Origin of the sequence: Streptomyces sp. S3(2020), from assembly GCF_013044505.1 — a bacterium.
Taxonomy (GTDB): domain Bacteria; phylum Actinomycetota; class Actinomycetes; order Streptomycetales; family Streptomycetaceae; genus Streptomyces.
The window spans coordinates 19,176-37,356 of the sequence record NZ_JABERD010000040.1 but is presented as its reverse complement, the minus strand read 5'-3'; the positions used below and the strand labels follow the sequence as shown (position 1 = coordinate 37,356).

Here is an 18,181-nt window from a genome sequence, read left to right as displayed (position 1 = left end):
CCGGGACAGACGTGCCCCGGGGATCAGATGCCGGTGTAGTTCTCGGCGAAGAAGTCCTGATGTGCGCGGGAGGTACGCAGGCTGTCCAGCCGGGCGTACTGGAGCGCCCGCCCGTAGCGGGCCTCGGCACCGCCGTCGGCCGGGCCGTGCAGGAGTGTGCTCATCCAGTGCGAGAACTCATGTGCCCGCCATACACGGGGAAGACAGTCCGCGGCGTACCGGGCGAGGCCGTGCTCGTCCCCGCGCGCCAGCGCCCCGTGCAGGGCCCGGGCGAGCAACTCGGCCTGGAGGACGGCGAGGTTGGCGCCCTTGGCCGCCGAGGGACTGATGAGTCCGGCGGCGTCGCCGGCCAGCCACAGCTGCTCGGAACCGGGGGTTTCCAGCACGTCGGAACGCAGGTCGACGACCGCCTTCTCCAGGACGGCGCCCTCGTGCAGGGGCCCGAACTCGGTCGTCCGCATCCGCGTCGCGAGCTCGGCCCAGATCCGGTCCTCGCTCCAGTCAGAGGAATCGGTTCCGCGCGGGCACTGGAGGTAGTACCGGGTGACGGACTCCGTACGGGCCATATGACCCGCGAACCCCCGCTCGTGCAGGGCGTATCCGACGGCCGCCAGGCTGGGCGGGGCCTGGACCAGCACCGCCAGCCAGGAGACCCCGTGATCCCACCGGTCCGTCCGCACCCCCCGGGCCGCCAGGACCCGGCGAGCGACACCCCGGTGCCCGTCGCAGCCGGCGACGTACCGACCCGCCACCTCCGCACCGCCGCGCACCCGCACCCGGCCCTGCGAGATCTCCTCGGCCTCGGCCTCGAACCGCAGGTCACCACCGCGCCGTAGGAACTCGGCCACCAGATCGCGCACCAGCTCCTGCTGGGGATAGACGGTGTGTGTCTCGCCCTGCCCCAACTTCCCGTAGTCCAGGGTGAACTCCCCACGGTCGCTGCGGAACAGACACGTGCCGTGTGCGCGCCCCCGGGTCAGCACCCCGGCGCCCAGCCCGTTCTCCGCCAGCAGCCGCACGGAGTTCGCCGCGAGGAACCCCGCCCTGGCCCGTCCCTCGACGGCCGCCCGGCCGCGCCGCTCCAGGATCACGCAGTCGACACCTCGGTCCAGCAGCAGATTCCCCAGAACCAGCCCCGCCGGGCCGGCCCCGAGAATCACCACGCCGACCTGCGTTCCCTTGTGGAACCGTTTCCTCATGCCCGCCTCTGAAGTGGAGCGTTCGACAAGGGGTTTCATATCACCCTGATCTCGGGCACAGGTACTCGAAAGTGATCAATTGCTCTGTAAGGGTGACTGTTACACGATTCAATGCCAAAGAACCTCTGCGGCAGGGGTGTTGAGCAGTGGTGAGAGCAGGCCCCGTGCGGGTGGTCGAGCCGGCGACGCAGACGGGTGGACGCACGCCGACGGGAGTCGGCCGACGTCCACCCGTCGTCAGATCAGGCGCCAGGCGTGTGCCGTCACCAGTTGTAGACGATGTCCCCGTTGCTGTTGACCATCTTGAACGTTCCGTCGCCCTGGTCGATCACACACCCGAAGCCGCCGTCCCCGGTCGCTCCGCAGAAGGTGTCGGCGCTGGCCGGCCCCGCCGCGGCGATCCCGCCACCCACGAGGACACCGACCGCGGCGACGGCGGCGGCGAGCCTCCCGGCTCGCCTGCGGCCCGGTGTGGTGGTGTTGTTGCGCTGCATGGCTAACTCCCTACTGCCGATGGGTTGTCGGTCACAGAAGGGTTCGTAGCGGACATTCGGTCGGCTTGCTCCGGCGTCAGCGGCCTCTGCGTACCCGGGCCGCCGCGCGGGCTTCCGCTGCCTTGCGGGCCTCGGCGGCCTTGCGGGATTCCTTCGCGGGGCGGCCCGAACGGTCGCCGAGACCGCGGAAGGGGATGTTGCCGGTGGTGGACTTCGTCCCCGTCGGCGGCCGCTTCGCACCGGTGATGGCGGTCAGCTGCGCCTCGCCGGAACGTACCTGTGTGACCGTCGGCCGGATCCCGGCTTCGGTCATCATCCGGTTGACGTCACGTCGTTGGCCGGGAGTGACCAGGGTGACGACGGTTCCGGACTCCCCGGCGCGTGCCGTACGCCCGCCGCGGTGCACGTAGTCCTTGGCGTCGGCCGGCGGATCGACGTTGACGACGAGGTCGAGGGTGTCGATGTGAATGCCTCGCGCGGCGACATTGGTGGCCACCAGCACGGTGATCGCGCCGTCCTTGAACTGGCCGAGGGTGTGCATGCGCTGAGGCTGCGACTTTCCGCTGTGCAGGGCTCCGGCCCGGACGCCGCTGGCCCGCAGGTGACGGGTGAACTGGTCCACGGCGGCCTTGGTGTCCAGGAACATCAGGACCCGGCCGTCCCGCGCGGCGATCTCGGTCGCGGTCGCGTACTTGTCGGCGGGGTGGATGTTCAGCACGTGGTGTTCCATCGTGGTGACCGAGCCCGCCGCCGGGTCGACGGAGGCGAGCACCGGGTCGTGGAGGTGGTCGCGCACCAGCTGGTCGACGTTGCGGTCGAGCGTGGCCGAGAACAGCAGCCGCTGTCCGTCGGAGGGGACCTGGTCCAGGATCTCCGTGACCTGCGGCAGGAATCCCAGGTCGCACATCTGGTCCGCCTCGTCCAGCACCGTGATCCGCACCTGGTTCAGGTGACAGTCACGGCGCGACACCAGGTCGGCCAGCCGCCCCGGCGTCGCGATGACCACCTCGGCTCCGGTCCGCAGCGCGGCCTGCTGCCGGTTGATCGACAGCCCGCCGACCACCGTCGTGAGGCGCACCTTGAGGGTCTGCGCGTACGGCGTCAGCGCGTCGCTCACCTGCTGCGCGAGTTCCCGGGTCGGCACCAGGACCAGCGCGAGCGGGCGCTTCGACTCCGCTCGCAGGCCCGCGGTCCGGACGAGCAGCGCGAGCCCGAAGGCCAGCGTCTTGCCGGAGCCGGTGCGTGCCCGGCCGAGGACATCGCGGCCGGCCAGCGCGTTGGGCAGGGTGGCCGCCTGGATCGGGAACGGTTCCGTCACGCCGAGGTCCGTCATCGCCTTCGTCAGCTCCGACGGCAGCCCGAGCGCGTCGAAGGACGCCACCGGAGGCAGGCCGGGCGACACCGACTCCGGCGTCGAGAGGTCGCCCTGCGACCCTGTCGCCCGCTGCGGTGCACCGGCACGGGAGCGTCCGGAGGTCGACGGCTTGGCGTTCATGAGGGGAACCTTCCTGAAGTGGCGCCCCGGAACGATCCGGGGCCCGTACCCCTTGGTACGGGCCCCGTCGATGTCGAAGCGTGACCCCATTTTACCAGCGGACACCCGGCGGCCCGCTGGTCCGGGCCCCGCGCGATCATGCCGAGGCTCCGTCGCCCGGATGGGAACATGTGTTTGGTTAGCGGTGCGGGTGCGGGTGCGGGTGCGCGGCATGTACCGGTACGTCACCTCTCATCAGAGGATGCCTGCCGGGCCAGGAAGTCCTCGAACGCCGCCCTCTGCTGCGGACCCATGAACCCTTGGCGGACGTCCCGCGCTTTCTCCCGGAGCCAGTGCGCCTCGGCGGGGTCCAGGAGCTCGGCGACGACGACGCCTCCACGGGCGACCGCTGTGCGCCCTCCTGCTCGACGGCGATAGAGAGTGAACGCGCCGAACTCGGCAGGGTGGGCAAGTTCCCTCTCCTCCTCCGCCACAGCCCGGTCCGCTTCCCCGGCGCCGCCCGACGGATAGGCGGTGGGTGCCCAGTGCTCCCAGAGCGCCAGCATGGCCGCGGGCACCAGCACCGCGCGTTCCGCCTCCTCGCGCCCCTCCCACAGGAACGTGACAGTGACGGGCTCGTCGACCGCCTCGGCCAGCCCGAGCACCCGCTCCACCTCGTCGTCGACCGGGTGCCCCACCACTACATCGATCTCGATCCCCATGCCGCCCGAGGCTACTTGCCGCCCCTGACATGCCGGTGGCTTGCCGTTGAGATGCCGGACGTACTGAGCGCGTACCCGTCCGCACGACTGCGCCTGTCGCGTGTCAGGCGAGGAAGTCGGCGATGAGGGTGGCGAATTCGTCCGGGGTGGCCAGACGGATGCCGAGGTCCTCGGCTTTGGCTCGCTTGGAACCGGCGCCGTCTCCGGCGACGACCAGGGTGGTCTTCTTGGAGACGCTGGAGGAGGAGCGGCCTCCGGCGCGTTCGATGAGCTCGTTCATCTCGTTGCGGGAGAGCTTCTCCAGCGCGCCGGTCATGGAACCGGTGACCACGACGGCCATCCCCGCGAGGGGCAGCTCCGCGCCTGGAACGTCTGCGTCGGTGTCCGCGGCGTCCGCGGTGTTGCCGTCTGCCGGGACCGGCGGGGTGGCGCCCGGTTCGGTCATGTTCACCCCGGCCGCGGCGAGCTTGTCGATGAGCGGGGCGAGTTCGGCGAGTTCGGCGACGATGGAGGGCGCCTTCTCGGTGCCGATGCCGTCGACCTGCTGCATCGCTTCGGCGTCGGCGGCCCGGATGTGGTCCATGGTGGCGAAGTAGCGGGCGATACGACGGGACATGGACCGGCCGGTACCGCGCACCCCGAGCGCGCACAGCACCCGTGACAGCGGCTGCTCCTTGGCCGTGGACAGCGCGGAGAGGAGGTTGTCGGTGCTGGTGTCACCCATCCGTTCCAGGGCCAGGAGTTGCTCGCGGGTGAGAGTGAACAGGTCGGCGAGGTCGGCGACCAGGCCGGCGTCGACGAGTTGGACGACACGGGTGTGGCCGAGGCCCTCGATGTCGAGCTGGTCGCGCCCCGCGGCGTAGGACAGGGAGGCGACCAGATGGCAGTTGCGGCCGTTCTCGCAGCGCCAGCGCTGTTCGCTGGTGTCGATGGCGGAGCCGCAGCGCGGGCACACCTCGGGGAAGACGATCGGCTGTTCGTCGCCGGTACGCAGATGGGCGACGGGAGCCTCGATGCGGGGGATGACGTCGCCCGCGCGGTAGACCATGACGTGGTCGCCCAGACGCAGATCGCGGCGGGTGATGTCGGCGGGGTTGTGCAGGGTGGCGTAGGTGATGGTGGAGCCGTCGATCTCCACCGGTTCCAGGACGGCGCGGGGCGCGATGATGCCGGTGCGGCCCACGTTCCACTCCACATCGAGCAGCCGGGTGACCTTCTCGACGGCGGGGAGCTTGTAGGCGATCGCCCAGCGCGGGGCGCGTGAGCCGGAGCCGGCGCTCTGCTGGTCGACGGCCAGGTCGGCCTTGATGACGACCCCGTCGATCCCGAACGGCAGCTCCGCACGCAGGGCCGCGATCTCCTGGACCCGCGTCAGGACCTGCTCGACGGTGTCGGCGGTGCTGCCGGGCACGGCGGTCGTCGCGGTGGTGTTCACGCCGAGCCCGGCGGCCCTCGCCATCAGGCCGCTGTGCGCGCTCTCGCCGAGTTGCTCCGCCAGTTCCGGACGGGTGTCGGGCAGGGGGAGCAGGCCGTAGCCGAAGAAGGTCATCGGCACGGTGTAGGCGCGCTCCTTGGCGCGCAGAGTGCCCGCCGCGGCGTTGCGCGGATTGGCGAAGGGCTGCCCGCCGTGCGCGGTACGCACCTCGTTGGCGTGCTCGAACTGCGCCGTGGTCATCAGGATCTCGCCGCGCACCTCCACGGTGACCGGCTCGGAGAGCTCCTCCGGGAGCCCCTCGATGGTGCCGATCGCGTGCGAGACGTCCTCTCCGGCGGTCCCGTCGCCGCGCGTGATCAGCTGTCTCAGGCGGCCGTGGGTGTAGCGGGCGGCGATCGCCAGACCGTCGAGCTTCGGCTCGACACTGAAGCGGGTGACGTCGTGGTCGATGCGCCGGGCCAGCGAGGCGGTCCAGGCGGTGAACTCCTCCGGCGAGAACACGTTGTCCAGACTCAGCATCGCCACCGTGTGCGGAACATCCCCCTCCACGGCCCCGCCGGCGACCTTCCCCGACGGAGAGTCGGGCAGCACCTCATCGGGATGCTCGGCCTCCCACGCCGCGATGCCACGCACCAGCCGGTCGTAGGCATCGTCGTCCAGGCGTGAGGTGCCGCCCTCGTAATAGGCGGCCGCGGCCTTCACCGCATCCTCGACCGCCTGCGCGTAGGCGGCGGCATCCACGATCTGTACAGCTGGTGTCGTCATGGTCATCATCCTGCCTGCCACCACTGACAATGCCGCCACGGTCCGCGCGGCCGGCCCGTGCCACACTCAGGTGCCCTGCTTGAAGGGCGTACCTGACGTACCTGACTCAGGAGTGCGCATGACGCCGCCCCTCAGGCGAATCGGCAGTGGCCTGATGTCCTGCATCGCCGTGGCTTGGTTCGGCTACCAGGCCCTGTACGGCGAGGGAGGGCTGCGTGTCCTCTCGATCGCCTTGTTGATCGTGGGCGCGGCGACCGCCGTGGGCGCGATCCTCGATCGTGCGCTTCCCTCACCGAAGCGGCGGCGGGCACTCGAGAAGCGGGACGTTGGCTGAACGGCTCGCCCCATGAGCGAAGACGCCCGCCTGGCAGGGGGACGTATGGCTCGGCCCTTCGGATCCTGAGCGATACCTCGGCGTCAGTCTGAGGACCGAGGAAGTGGTCGACGTGGTGGCACGGCACGGCACGGCACGGAACCGGGACACCGCCTTCACCGCCGTACCGGGTCGAGCGATGTCGGTGGCGCAAACTAAGCTCCCGCCCATGAGTGAGGCAGACGGAGGTCCCGGCAGACGAGTCGTCGACGGGCGCTTCGAGTTGGAGGCCCGCCTCGGCGGCGGTGGGATGGGCATGGTCTGGCGGGCCAGGGACCTGGTCCTGCACCGGCTGGTGGCGATCAAGGAGGTCCGCCCTCCGGACCGCGATCTTGCCGAGTACGACCCCGAGGCCGCACGGATGCTGCGCGAGCGCGTCCTGCGCGAGGCCAGGGCCCTGGCCCGGATCGACCATCCCAACGTCGTCACCATCCACCACATCGTCGACGGCGGCGAGGGCACCTACCCGTGGATCGTGATGGAACTGGTCGGTGGCGGCTCGCTCGCCGACCGGCTGGCCCAAGGGCCGATGTCCCCGGCCGAGGCGGCACGCATAGGCCGCGGGGTACTCGCCGCGCTGACCGCCGCGCACGACGCCGGAATCCAGCACCGGGACGTCAAGCCCGCCAATGTCCTGCTACGGCCGGACGGACGCCCCGTCCTCACCGACTTCGGTATCGCCGCGATCCGTGAGACGACCAGCCTCACCGCCACCGGCTCCATCATCGGCACACCCGACTTCATGGCACCGGAGCGCATCTCGGGCCACGAGGGCGGACCCGCGTCCGACCTCTGGTCGCTGGCGATGATGCTCTACAACGCGGTGGAGGGTCACCACCCGCTGCGCCGGGGCAGCACCCTGGCCACCCTCGCCGCCGTCCTCCACGAGGAGGTGCCACCGCCGGTGCGGGCCGGCCTTCTCGGCGACGTCCTGATGAGCGTGCTGGTCCGCGACCCGGCGGCGCGGGCCTCCGCCGCGGTCCTGGACCGCAGACTGGCCGTGATCGAGGCGGAGCCGACGACCGGCCCGACCGCCCCGCGCGACGAGCCCACCTCCTACCCGCTGGCCGCGCCGTCCACGCCCACGAGCCCTTCGTACCCCGGAGCACCTGCCACCCCGCCTGGATTCGGCCCCGCGACCGGCCGGCCTGTATCAGGACCGACGGCTCCCCAGTCGGTGGTCGGTCCCGCCCGAGCGCCACGCCGACGCACCCCGAACCGCCCCGTGCTGCTGGGCTTGTCAGGCACCTCGCTCGTCGGCGCCGTAGCCCTGCTGTGGTGGCTGCTGCCCCTGGACGGCGGCACCGCCGACCTGAGCACGGGCGGCCCTTCGACGTCCTCGTCGTCCTCGACACCCACGTCCTCCTCGACACCCACGTCGGGCTCGGCCTCCACCGGATCGGATGCGAAGGAGACCACGACCGGGAGCATGCTCACCCCGGCCAACATCCGCATCGCCATCAAGGCGTTGGAGAAGGAGAGCGGCCGGAAGAGATTCGGCGCCTTCTCCGTCTACGACGAATACGTGACAGCCTGGATGATGGTCGACGGCAGCGACTCCGCGTACGAGACGTACGACTACCGCCCGGGCACGGGTGCGGAGAAGAGCATCATCGACAGCACCATGCCGAGTGGCTACAAACCCTTCGCCCCCGAAGACTTCAGCTGGGACAAGATTCCCGCTCTCCTGGAAGAGGCGGAGAAGAAGCTGAACGTCAAGAATGTCGAGACCCGTTATGTGCTGGTGCGCCAACCCAATGTCTTCGAGCCTACGTTCGGACTGTCCGTCTACTTCTCGGACAAGTACGGCCGTTCCGGCTACCTGCAGACCGACACCAAGGGCAAAGTGACGGATGTGAACCCGGCGGAGGACTGACAGCTATGTGCGGTCCGCTGTCGTGCATCCGCTATGCTTGATCTTGAGCCGGTCGCCAGAACTCCTGGTTCCTGGTTGTGCGTTGGTGGTCCAAGGAAAGACGTCCCGCTTCCTGCGGGGAGATGCAGGTGCAAGGCCTGCCCGGCGCTCCACGATCGAGCCCGTCCCGGATGCGTCCGGGGCGGGCTCGGTGCATTTCCGGCCTTCTGGGCCTCGTGAGCGGTGGCGCTTTCCCGTGACACGGCACATCTCGTGCGCGCCTGTGGCACTGTGGAGGTACTGGCCCGTCGCTCTCCCCCGTAGCGGCGGGCCAGACCTCTGTCACGATCATCAGCGGTGTGGTGCAGGCCGGTTGTCGGGGACTGTGGGTGCGATGTAGGTGGCTTGTCGGTGGGCGTTGGGATCTTTCCGGAGGAGGCCGGCCGGAGATCACCGGGCGGCCCGATTCCCGAGGAGCCACCATGCGCACACCTGTCACGATCATCGGCGCCGGACTCGGCGGACTCACGCTGGCCCGTGTCCTGCACGTCCACGGCATCCCGGTCTCGGTCCACGAGGCCGAGTCCTCCCCGTCGGCGCGGACACAGGGCGGGATGCTCGACATCCACGACTACAACGGACAGCTCGCCCTCGAAGCGGCCGGCCTGCTGGACGAGTTCCAGGCCATCGTCCTGGAGGGCCGCCAGGCGATGCGGGTCCTCGACCGGGACGGGACCGTCCTGTTCGAGGAGGGCGACGACGGCACCGGCGGACGCCCCGAGGCGCAGCGCAGTGAACTGCGGCGGATCCTGCTCGATTCCCTCCCGGCCGGCACCGTCCGATGGGGACACAAGGCCGACGGCACCCGTGCCCTCGGCGAGGGCCGCCACGAGGTGACGTTCACCGACGGCACCACCGTCGTCACCAGCCTGCTGATCGGCGCGGACGGTGCGTGGTCACGGGTGCGGCCGCTGCTCTCCACGGCCGTACCCGAGTACGTCGGCACGTCGTTCGTCGAGACCTACCTGTTCGACGCCGACACCCGCCACCCCGTCTGCGCGAAGGCGGTCGGCGGTGGGTCGCTGATGGCGCCCTCCCCGGGCAGGGAGATCTTCGCCCACCGGGAAAGCGGCGACACGCTGCACACCTACGTGGCGCTGAGCAAGCCGCACGAGTGGTTCGCCGCGATCGACTTCACCGATGCCGCCGCGGCCACGGCGAGGATCGCCCAGGAATTCGCCGGCTGGGCACCCGAACTGACCGCACTGATCACGGACGGCGACACCGCGCCGGTCCTGCGCCCCCACTACGCGCTGCCGGCCGGGCTTCGGTGGGACCGGGTACCGGGGGTGACGCTCGTCGGCGACGCCGCCCACCTCGCGGCCCCGAACGGCGAGGGCGCCAACCTGGCCATGCTCGACGGCGCCGAACTCGGCCGAGCCCTTGCCGCGCACCCCGACGACATCGAGGCCGCGCTCACCGAGTACGAACAGGCCATGTTCCGCCGCAGCGCCGAGGTCGCCACGTTCGAGGGTGCCGAACTCCACCGGATCGACTCCGAGAACAACACGGCCCAGGGTCTGGTCGCCGCGTTCACCCAGGCCAAGCAGGCCCCATGAGCCGGCGGCCGACCGTCAGTCGTCCAGCGGGGCCGGCGTCCTGGCGCAGAGGTACGGGCGCGCGAGCAGTAGGCCGGTGCCGGTGAGGACGATGCCGATGTAGACCGGCGCGAGGTGGATGAAGTCGGTGTAGTGGATCACTCCGTGGACGACGACGGCGGGCAGGAAGCCGGCCGTCGCCGCCGCGGCCAGGGTCCAGAACACCCAGGCCTCACCCCGCCGCCAGCCCCACGCGCTGAGCAGGAGGATCGCCACCGCCGCGGACATCAGGGCCCCGCCGAACCCCGCGCGGTCGTGGGCGACGAACGGCACGAGCCGGGGATTGACGGCTTCCAGCGTCTGCGCGCTGGTGCCCAGGAAGGTCAGGTCGGTGGGTACGAAGACGCCGGTCAGGCCGACCACGGAGATCACGGCTCCGCCGACGAACAGCCCGGCTCCCGTGACGATCAGGAGGAGCTGGCCGGTCAGTGCCCGTCGGCGTTCCGGCTCCGGTCCCTCGGGCGCCAGGCGCCAGCGTGGTCGGTGCGGGGTGCGGCGGACCCCGGCCACGAACATCGGGAACAGGACGAGGGTGGTGGCCGTGTGCAGGGGTTCCACGAAGCCGGTGACCAGGAAGTAGAACAAGGTGGGGAAGCCGATCGCCCCGGACAACAGGTACACCTCGCGGGCCCAGGGCCAGCCGCGTCTGATGCCGCCCACGGCGAGGCCGGTGTAGAGGGCGCCGATCGCCACCATCGTGCCGGCCATGGTGATCCGGTCGTGCTGGAGGAAGTGCACGAGGTGGTGGTTGGCGTGGTGCAGGTCGTGCAGGGTCATACCGAGGTAGTCGCGGTCGTACCAGAGCAGCACCGGCCCGAGGGTGATCGCCGCGGCCCCGAGCCCGCCCCCCGTCATCCCGAGCCCGACGAGCAGCGCCCACCACCAGGCGGGCCAGCGGCGGGGGTCCAGGCCGACGTCCCGCAGGCCCGGAGCGGGCGCGGTCGGCGTGGCCGCCTCGGTGACCCGGGCGAACCAGCCCGGCCCGGAGCCGACGAGCACCGCAGGCCGGGCGAGGACGACGGTGCCCGGCTCCTGGAGGGCGGTGGCCGCGGCGGTGACCGACGGGTCGGACACGCGGACCACGTGCGGATCGTCGCCGGTGGTGAACCCGTCGACGTGGGGTTTGAGGGCGGCCTCGGTCTCGGGGTCGCAGGCGCGGACGACCAGCGGGATCGTCCGGCCGGCGGCGGCCTCGCGTACGGTGTCCGCGTCGGCCGCCGAGACGGGCCCCACCTCGACGACACCGGCCCCGAGCGGGGGCATGGCGTGTACCGCTTCGCGGGCGAGCGAGGGCGGGACGGATATGCCGAGGCGGACGGTCACGGGTACGCCGACGATGTCCCCGGCGAGTTCCCGCGGCGGATGACGGTGACCGAATCCCTGGGCGATCAGCCGCGCGCCTGCGGGGCGGGAGCCGATCCGGGCCAGCAGCCCCAGCGCGGTGCGCTGCGAGCGGCGTCGGCCGAGGACCGCGGCGGCCGCTTGCTGCAGCGGGTGATAGGTCCAGTCCGGCATCAGCGGGTCTCGCTCCGTGTCGCGGGCGTCGGGGCATCGGGTGCGGTCCAGCCGAGGACCGGAGCCATGGAACGCAGCGTCACCCGTGCCGGTGTCAGCCGGGCGGCGGTGTCGCGCAGCAACACCGCGGGCGGCCACGACAGTTGGCCGAGCGCGCCGAGGCGGGCGGAGCGGCGGGTGACGGCCTGGGTGCGCGGGCGGCGCAGCAGATCGTACGAGCGGAGCGCGGCGGCGGTGTCCGGGGTGCCGTCGAGGCAGTGGGCGAGCGTGACCGCGTCCTCCAGCGCCTGGCACGCGCCCTGGCCCAGGTTGGGGGTCATCGCATGGGCCGCGTCGCCCAGCAGCACGACACGGCCGCGCACGAAGGAGGGCAGGGGCGGCAGGTCGTACATGTCGTGGCGGAGCACCGCGTCCGCGGGGACGGCGGCCAGCAGGGCGGGAACGGGATCCGGCCAGGATCCGAACCGGCGCAGCAGTTCGGCGTACTCGGAGGAGGCGGAGGCCGCTCCTGCCGGGAGGGACGCGGTGGCGAAGCAGTACAGCCGCCCGCCCGGCAGCGCCGTGTAACCGAACCTCTCCCCGCGGCCCCAGGTCGCCGCGCCCACGGAGGGCGGCTGGGGGAGGGGCTCGGTGACCATGCGCCAGGCGGTGTAACCGGCGTATCGGGGGCCGGCCGCGGCGGGCCACAGGGCGTGGCGGACCACACTGCGCAGCCCGTCGGCGCCGATGACGAGGTCGGGCCGGGACTCGCCGCCACGGTGAGCCACGACCGGACGGTCGCCGTCGTCGTGGACCGCGGACACCTCGCTGCCCGGCCGCAGGCTGTCGGCGGGCAGTGCCTGGGTGAGCGCCCGCAGCAGGTCCGCGCGGTGCAGGACCGTCAGGGGGTGGCCGAAGCGGCGTGCCAGTTCCGCGTTGTCCGTGCGGGACAGCCACCGGCCCCGGCGGTCGCGTACGCCGCCCGCGGCCTCGACGGCGCCGAGTGCCGAGACGGTGTCGGCCAGGCCGAGCGCCTCCAGCGCGCGCAGCGCGTTCGGCCACAGGGAGATGCCGGCGCCGATCTCGGTGAACTCCGGTGCCCGCTCCAGCACTTCGACGCGCCAGCCCCGGCGGTGCAGGGCGATGGCCGCCGCGAGGCCGCCGATGCCACCGCCGACGATGGTCGCGGCGCGCTGCGGCATGGTTCCTCGCTCTGTACTGAGGGGCACTGCCCCCGCTCTGATGGCCGTCGGTCCGGTGCCCGAGCGGTGTGCGACGAGACGCGGATCCGGCTGAGCAGCGCCTCATAGCAACATGTCGACAGAGACCTGTCAACGTGACTTCCGCTCCCTCGACGGGCGCCCCGGTGTTCAGGCCGAGTTGATGACGACGCACTTCACCTGGGTCCAGTCCTCCAGGTAGTCGGGGCCCATGGAGCGGCCGAAGCCGCTGTGCTTGTAGCCGCCGAAGGGTGCCCCGATCGCCCCGGCGGGGCCGCCGTCGCCGAGGGTGTTGACGGCGACCTGTCCGGCCTGGACCCGGCGTGCCAGTCGTATCGCGCGGCCCACGTCGTGGGTCCACACGGTGGCGGTGAGGCCGTAGCGGGTGCCGTTGGCGACGGCGACGGCCTCTTCCTCGTCCTCGTAGGTGAGGACGGAGAGCACGGGGCCGAAGATCTCCTCCTGGGCGATGCGCATGTCCGGGGTGACCCGGTCGAACAGGGTCGGTTCGACGAAGTGGCCGCCGTCGTAGGGCGCCCCGGTCAGCTTGCCGCCGCCGACGACCACTTCGGCGCCCTCCTCACGGCCGATGGCCAGGTACTCCAGCACCCGCCTCTCCTGGCGGGCGTTGATGAGGGGGCCCATGTCGACCGGCTGGTCCCACATCCCGACCCGTACGGCGCGGAAGGCCCGGGCGAGTTCGTCGACGAGGCGGTCGTGGAGGGCGGAGTGGACCAGGACACGGGAGCCGGCGGCGCAGACCTGGCCGCTGTTCATCACGATGCTGCGCACGATCGCCGGTACGGCCCTGGTGAGGTCGGCGTCCGGGAGCACGATCTGGGGGGATTTGCCGCCCAGCTCCAGTTGCAGCGGGATCAGGTTGCGGGCGCAGGCCTCCATCACGGCGGTGCCGGTGGCGGGTGAGCCGGTGAAACTCATCTTGCGGATGCCGGGGTGTGCGGGCAGGGCGGCTCCGGCCTCGTCGCCGTAGCCCGTGACGACGTTGAGGACACCCGGCGGGATGCCCGCCTCCTGGGCGAGTCGGGCCAGGTACAGGGCGGTGAGCGGGGCGTCCTCCGCCGGCTTGAGGACGACGGTGTTGCCCGCGGCGATCGGGGCGGCGGTGTTGAAGACGGTCATCGGGCCGGGCGCGTTCCAGGGGATGATCGCGCCGATCACGCCGTACGGCTCGCGCAGGGTCAGGCCCAGGACGTCCGGGGAGCGGGTGGGCAGGGTGTCACCGAAGACCTTGTCGGCCTTGCCGGCGAGATAGGTCAGCCGTGCGGCGATGGGGGAGGGTCCGACGGGACGGCCGACCTCCATGGCTTCCAGCCGGTTGATGTCGTCCTCGTGTGCGCGTACCGACTCGGCCCAGCGGTACAGGAGTTCGCCGCGCACGGCAGGGTCGGTGTCACGCCAGGCGGGCAGTGCGGCCTCGGCCGCCCGTACGGCGTCGTCGATGTCCTCGGCGGTGCCGCGCGGGACGCGGGCGATGAGTGCTCCGGTGGCCGGGTTCACGACGTCGATCGTGGCCTTGGAGCGGGCGGGGACCCACTCCCCGCCGACGAGATGCGTTCCCTCCGGCAGCAGCGCGGCGATGTCGACGGCGGCGGGGACGGTGGTGGTCATCATGCTCCTTGTACGAAAGGGGTGTTGAGTGGTCAGGCGACCGGCTGGGACAGGGGAAGAGCGGTGCCCGCCGCGATCTCCTCGCGGCGATGGCAGGCCACCGCGACGCCGTCGTGCTCCACGAGTGCGGGCTGGACGGACCAGCAGTTCTCCTGGGCGAACGGGCAGCGCGGAGCGAAGGCGCAGCCCGCACTGACACGTCCCGTGGTGGTGGTCGTGCTCGTGAGGCGCCGCTCGGCCTGGCGGCGCCGCTGCGCCACCGGGTCCGGGACGGGAGCCGCGGCCAGCAGGGCACGGGTGTAGGGGTGGGCGGGGTGCTCGGCGACCACCGCCGCCGGACCGCGCTCGACGACGCGGCCGGCGTACAGGACGACGATGCTGTCGCTGAGGTGGCGCACCACGGCCAGGTCGTGGGAGATGAACAGGTAGCTGAGGCCGCGCGTGCGCTTCAGGCGGGCCAGCAGATTGAGGACCTGCGCCTGGACCGACAGGTCGAGGGCGCTGACCGCCTCGTCGCACACGACGAAGTCGGGCTCCATGACCAACGCCCGTGCGATGGCGATGCGTTGGCGCTGGCCGCCGGAGAACGCGACCGGGTAGCGGTGGGTGGCGCCGGGCGGCAGCCCGACGTCGTCCAGGGCGCGCAGGACACGCTCGCGGATCGCGTCCGTGGACAGGCCCAGGTTGTACCGGAGGGCCTCGGCGAGGGTGTCGCCGACGGTGTGGGCGGGGTTCATGGAGCCGTACGGGTCCTGGAAGACCACTTGCATACGGCGGGCCAGCAGCCGGCGGTCCGCGCGCGAGCTGTGCGTGATGTCGGCGCCGTCGAACTCGACCCTGCCGCCGGTCGCCGGCACCAGCCCCAGCACCGCGGAGCCGATGGTCGACTTGCCGGAACCGGACTCGCCGACCAGGCCGACGGTCTCCCCGCGTCCCACGGTCAGGTCCACGCCGCGGACGGCGTCGACGTCGCCGCCGCGCAGCCGGGAGCGACGGTAGGTGACGTCGAGTCCGCGCACCCGCAGCAGCTCACTCATGGGTTCCCCCTCCGATCAGTTCCAGCGGGCGGAGGCACCGCGTCGACCGTGTCGGCCCGACCAGATGAGAGATCACGACGGGTTTCTCCTTGCAGGCGTCGGTCACCCGCGGGCAGCGGTTCTGGAAGTGGCAGCCGACGGGCCACTGGGCCGGGGGCGGTACCGCGCCCTCGACGGCGGGCAGCGGCCGGCCCGGCAGGGCGTGGTGGGGGTCCGAGCCCAGCAGCCCGGCCGTGTAGGGGTGGGCCGGCGTGGTCACCAGCGCGGTGACCTCGGCCTCCTCGACGACCTCGCCGGCGTACATGACCACGGCCCGGTCGCACAGGTCAGCCAGCACGCCCCAGTCGTGCGTGATGAGGATGAAGGCGGTGCCGGCCGACCGGAGCTCGCGCAGCAGGTCGAGGATCTCGGCCTGCACGGTCACGTCGAGCGCGGTGGTGGGTTCGTCGGCGATCACCAGGGACGGTTCGCCCGCCAACGCGGCAGCGATACCGACGCGTTGGGCCATGCCGCCCGACAACTGGTGGGGGTAGCTGCCGGCGACCCGGGCCGGGTCGGGCAGTCGTACCTTCTCGAAGAGCTCCAGCGCGCGCCGCCGGGCCTGCCTGCGGGAGCAGCCGGTGTGCAGGCGTACGGCCTCGGCGACCTGGGCACCGGCGGTGAACGACGGGTCGAGGCTGGATATGGGGTCCTGGGAGATCCATCCGATACGGCGTCCGCGTACCGCGCGCAGCGTCGCCGCGTCGGCCCGGGCGAGGTCGGCGCCCTCGAAGCGGATGGTGCCGGAGGCGATCCTGCCGCCCGCGGGGAGCATGCCCAGCAGGGAGGTGGCGGTGACGGTCTTGCCGCAGCCGGTCTCGCCGACGATGCCCAGGACGTCGCCGGCTCGCAGGTCGAACGAGACGTCACGGATGACGTCGGTGGGCGTGCCCTCGATCCGCAGGGACACCGTCAGGCCGCGCACCGACAGCAGGGCGTCGGCGTCGGGCTCCTCGACGGGGACCTTGGCGCGCACCGGTGCGGACGCGGGCGAGGCTCCCCGGGGCCGGCCCGTGCGGCGGGAGGGCGGCTTGTCGGCCGGGGGCGCGTACCGTTCGGCGAAGGTGTCGCGCAGGCCGTCGGTGAACAGTCCGAGGGCCAGGACGAAGCTGATGATCATGAAGCCGGACGGGACCAGGAGCCAGGGATCGGTGCCGATGTTCTTGGACGCCTCGGCGATCATGCTGCCCCAACTGGCCTCGGTGGTGCCCAGACCGAGGAAGCCGAGCCCGGTCTCCAACAGGACGGCGTAGGCGCCGAACACGGAGGCCTGGACGAGGATCGCGCCGGTGACGCGGGGCAGGACGTGCCGGCGGATGATGACCCGGTCGCGGATGCCGCCCGCGACGGCTGCCCGGACGTACAGCTCCTGCCGCACACCGAGGGTCGCCGAGCGGACCACCCGGGCCAGCAGAGGTGCGCCGAGGAGGCCGTTGGCGGCCATGGCGGCGCTCTCGTTGTTCGTGAAGACCGCGAGGACCACCAACAGGACGATGATGACGGGGACGGCGGAGATCAGGTCGGCGCTCTTGAGGACGAGCCGGTCGAACCAGCCGCCCCGGTAGCCGGCGATCATTCCGGCGGGGACGCCCAGCGTCAGATAGACGGTCAGGGTGATGACCACGCCGAGGAGGGTGATCTGCCCGCCGTGCATCAGCCGGCTCAGGACGTCACGGCCCAGCTCGCCGGTGCCCAGCCAGTGGGCGCCGCTGGGGCCTTGGAGCGCGGCGGTCAGGTCCTGCTCGTCGGGGTCGAACGGCGAGAGCGGACCGGCGAGCAGGGTCACCAGGACGACGAGGAGGAGGTAGCCGGCGGAGACGAGGGCCGCCCGCTTGCGCACGAACCGTTTCATGTCCGCACCTTCGGGTCGAGCATCGTGTACACCATTTCGATCAGCAGGTTGATCAGCATCACGGTGACCGTGAAGACGAGGGCGACGCCCTGGACCATGGGGATGTCCTGGGTCTGCGCGGCGGTGACGGCGAGGCCGCCGAGGCCGGGCATGACGAACAGGGTCTCGGCGAGGACGGTGCCGCCGAAGAGGGTCACCACGACGACGCCCAGCACGGTGACGATCGGGGCGGCCGCGTTGCGCAGCACATGCCGGAGGACGACCGACCGTTCAGGGATGCCGCGGGCCCGCAGCACGCGGACGTACTCGCGGTCGAGCTGGGTCAGTACGCCGTCGCGGGTCTGCTTGGCCACCGGCGCGGTGGCCGGCACCCCCAGGGTCAGGACCGGCAGCACCAGGGACTGGAACCACTGCACCGGCGACTCGGTGAGCGGCACGTATCCCGACACGGGGAAGACGGGAAGCTGCACGGCGAACGCGGTCATGAGCACCAGGCCGAACCAGAAGTTCGGCACCGCGAGCCCGACGAGCGAGATGCCGTCCACGGCCCGTCCGAGCAGGCCGCCCTTGAGGGCGCTGAGCACCCCGAGCGCCACTCCCGCCACGGCGGCGACCAGGATCGCGCCGCCGATCAGGGAGAGGGTGACCCCCAGGCGCGAGGTGAGCTGGTCGCTGACGGGCACCCCGGAGGTGATCGAGTCGCCGAGGTCACCGTGCAGGGCGCCGGTCAGCCAGTCCCAGTAGCGGACCGGCAGCGGGTGGTCGAGGCCGAGCTGCTTGTCGAGGGCCGCGACCTGGGCGGGGGCGGCGTTGGCGCCGAGGATGGTGCGGCCGGGGTCGCCCGGCACCAGGCTGGTCAGCACGAACGTCAGGACGCTGACGCCGAACACCACCGGGATCGCGCCGAGCAGCCAGCGGAAGAGGATCCTGTGCAT

14 protein-coding genes are annotated in these 18,181 nt (G+C 71.7%); 3 read left to right on the top strand and 11 right to left on the bottom strand.

The genetic code is table 11. The features are described from left to right. Positions 1-23: 23 nt before the first annotated feature. The 5 genes from HLK59_RS15780 to ligA form a co-directional block, all read right to left on the bottom strand. A complete protein-coding gene (locus tag HLK59_RS15780; RefSeq protein ID WP_346779737.1) occupies positions 24-1,163 on the bottom strand; it encodes a 4-hydroxybenzoate 3-monooxygenase in 1,140 nt (379 codons plus the stop codon). Between the two features lie 299 nt (positions 1,164-1,462). Further along, positions 1,463-1,693: a hypothetical protein gene (locus HLK59_RS15775; protein ID WP_171142051.1), complete on the bottom strand. Its 231-nt coding sequence runs from the start codon at positions 1,691-1,693 to the stop codon at positions 1,463-1,465. A gap of 76 nt (positions 1,694-1,769) precedes the next feature. Continuing rightward, on the bottom strand, positions 1,770-3,188 hold the full coding sequence (locus tag HLK59_RS15770; RefSeq protein ID WP_171142050.1) for a DEAD/DEAH box helicase: 1,419 nt from the start codon (positions 3,186-3,188) through the stop codon (positions 1,770-1,772). A 224-nt stretch (positions 3,189-3,412) separates the two neighbouring features. Then, positions 3,413-3,889 (bottom strand): hypothetical protein, encoded by a 477-nt coding sequence (locus tag HLK59_RS15765; protein WP_171142049.1) that lies wholly within the window; start codon positions 3,887-3,889, stop codon positions 3,413-3,415. A 103-nt stretch (positions 3,890-3,992) separates the two neighbouring features. Continuing rightward, a complete protein-coding gene (ligA, locus tag HLK59_RS15760; protein ID WP_171142048.1) occupies positions 3,993-6,089 on the bottom strand; it encodes an NAD-dependent DNA ligase LigA in 2,097 nt (698 codons plus the stop codon). Positions 6,090-6,207: 118 nt separating this feature from the next. On the opposite strand from ligA, the gene HLK59_RS15755 reads away from it, so the two are divergent. The 3 genes from HLK59_RS15755 to HLK59_RS15745 all read left to right on the top strand — a co-directional run bounded on the left by HLK59_RS15755 (position 6,208) and on the right by HLK59_RS15745 (position 9,936). Continuing rightward, complete coding sequence (locus tag HLK59_RS15755; RefSeq protein ID WP_171142047.1) at positions 6,208-6,423, top strand: hypothetical protein; 216 nt, start codon at positions 6,208-6,210, stop codon at positions 6,421-6,423. 208 nt (positions 6,424-6,631) lie between these two features. Beyond that, a complete protein-coding gene (locus HLK59_RS15750) occupies positions 6,632-8,338 on the top strand; it encodes a protein kinase (protein ID WP_171142046.1) in 1,707 nt (568 codons plus the stop codon). Between the two features lie 461 nt (positions 8,339-8,799). Next, the gene (locus HLK59_RS15745; protein ID WP_171142045.1) at positions 8,800-9,936 is read left to right on the top strand and encodes an NAD(P)/FAD-dependent oxidoreductase; all 1,137 of its coding nucleotides are present in this window, start codon (positions 8,800-8,802) and stop codon (positions 9,934-9,936) included. 15 nt (positions 9,937-9,951) lie between these two features. On the opposite strand, the gene HLK59_RS15740 is transcribed toward HLK59_RS15745, so the two are convergent. The 6 genes from HLK59_RS15740 to HLK59_RS15715 all read right to left on the bottom strand — a co-directional run bounded on the left by HLK59_RS15740 (position 9,952) and on the right by HLK59_RS15715 (position 18,181). After that, positions 9,952-11,490, bottom strand: coding sequence for a hypothetical protein (locus HLK59_RS15740; RefSeq protein WP_171142044.1), 1,539 nt, complete (start codon positions 11,488-11,490; stop codon positions 9,952-9,954). Beyond that, complete coding sequence (locus tag HLK59_RS15735; RefSeq protein ID WP_171142043.1) at positions 11,490-12,671, bottom strand: FAD-dependent monooxygenase; 1,182 nt, start codon at positions 12,669-12,671, stop codon at positions 11,490-11,492. Before HLK59_RS15735 ends, HLK59_RS15740 begins: the two co-directional genes overlap by 1 nt. Before the next feature lie 168 nt (positions 12,672-12,839). After that, positions 12,840-14,318, bottom strand: coding sequence for an aldehyde dehydrogenase family protein (locus HLK59_RS15730; RefSeq protein WP_171142042.1), 1,479 nt, complete (start codon positions 14,316-14,318; stop codon positions 12,840-12,842). A 32-nt stretch (positions 14,319-14,350) separates the two neighbouring features. Continuing rightward, positions 14,351-15,355 carry an ABC transporter ATP-binding protein gene (locus HLK59_RS15725; protein ID WP_171142041.1) on the bottom strand — a complete coding sequence of 335 codons (1,005 nt, stop codon included), beginning with the start codon at positions 15,353-15,355 and terminating at the stop codon, positions 14,351-14,353. Then, on the bottom strand, positions 15,348-17,246 hold the full coding sequence (locus HLK59_RS15720; protein ID WP_171142040.1) for a dipeptide/oligopeptide/nickel ABC transporter permease/ATP-binding protein: 1,899 nt from the start codon (positions 17,244-17,246) through the stop codon (positions 15,348-15,350). The genes HLK59_RS15725 and HLK59_RS15720 overlap by 8 nt, the downstream gene beginning before the upstream one ends. Further along, on the bottom strand, positions 17,243-18,181 hold the full coding sequence (locus HLK59_RS15715; RefSeq protein WP_171142039.1) for an ABC transporter permease: 939 nt from the start codon (positions 18,179-18,181) through the stop codon (positions 17,243-17,245). The genes HLK59_RS15720 and HLK59_RS15715 overlap by 4 nt, the downstream gene beginning before the upstream one ends.

Coding starts and splice junctions, on each gene's coding strand:
- HLK59_RS15775 (WP_171142051.1), bottom strand. CDS start 1,693: ATGCAGCGCAACAACACCACCACACCGGGCCGCAGGCGAGCCGGGAGG.
- HLK59_RS15770 (WP_171142050.1), bottom strand. CDS start 3,188: ATGAACGCCAAGCCGTCGACCTCCGGACGCTCCCGTGCCGGTGCACCG.
- HLK59_RS15765 (WP_171142049.1), bottom strand. CDS start 3,889: ATGGGGATCGAGATCGATGTAGTGGTGGGGCACCCGGTCGACGACGAG.
- ligA (WP_171142048.1), bottom strand. CDS start 6,089: ATGACGACACCAGCTGTACAGATCGTGGATGCCGCCGCCTACGCGCAG.
- HLK59_RS15755 (WP_171142047.1), top strand. CDS start 6,208: ATGACGCCGCCCCTCAGGCGAATCGGCAGTGGCCTGATGTCCTGCATC.
- HLK59_RS15750 (WP_171142046.1), top strand. CDS start 6,632: ATGAGTGAGGCAGACGGAGGTCCCGGCAGACGAGTCGTCGACGGGCGC.
- HLK59_RS15745 (WP_171142045.1), top strand. CDS start 8,800: ATGCGCACACCTGTCACGATCATCGGCGCCGGACTCGGCGGACTCACG.
- HLK59_RS15740 (WP_171142044.1), bottom strand. CDS start 11,490: ATGCCGGACTGGACCTATCACCCGCTGCAGCAAGCGGCCGCCGCGGTC.
- HLK59_RS15735 (WP_171142043.1), bottom strand. CDS start 12,671: ATGCCGCAGCGCGCCGCGACCATCGTCGGCGGTGGCATCGGCGGCCTC.
- HLK59_RS15730 (WP_171142042.1), bottom strand. CDS start 14,318: ATGACCACCACCGTCCCCGCCGCCGTCGACATCGCCGCGCTGCTGCCG.
- HLK59_RS15725 (WP_171142041.1), bottom strand. CDS start 15,355: ATGAGTGAGCTGCTGCGGGTGCGCGGACTCGACGTCACCTACCGTCGC.
- HLK59_RS15720 (WP_171142040.1), bottom strand. CDS start 17,246: ATGAAACGGTTCGTGCGCAAGCGGGCGGCCCTCGTCTCCGCCGGCTAC.
- HLK59_RS15715 (WP_171142039.1), bottom strand. CDS start 18,181: ATGCACAGGATCCTCTTCCGCTGGCTGCTCGGCGCGATCCCGGTGGTG.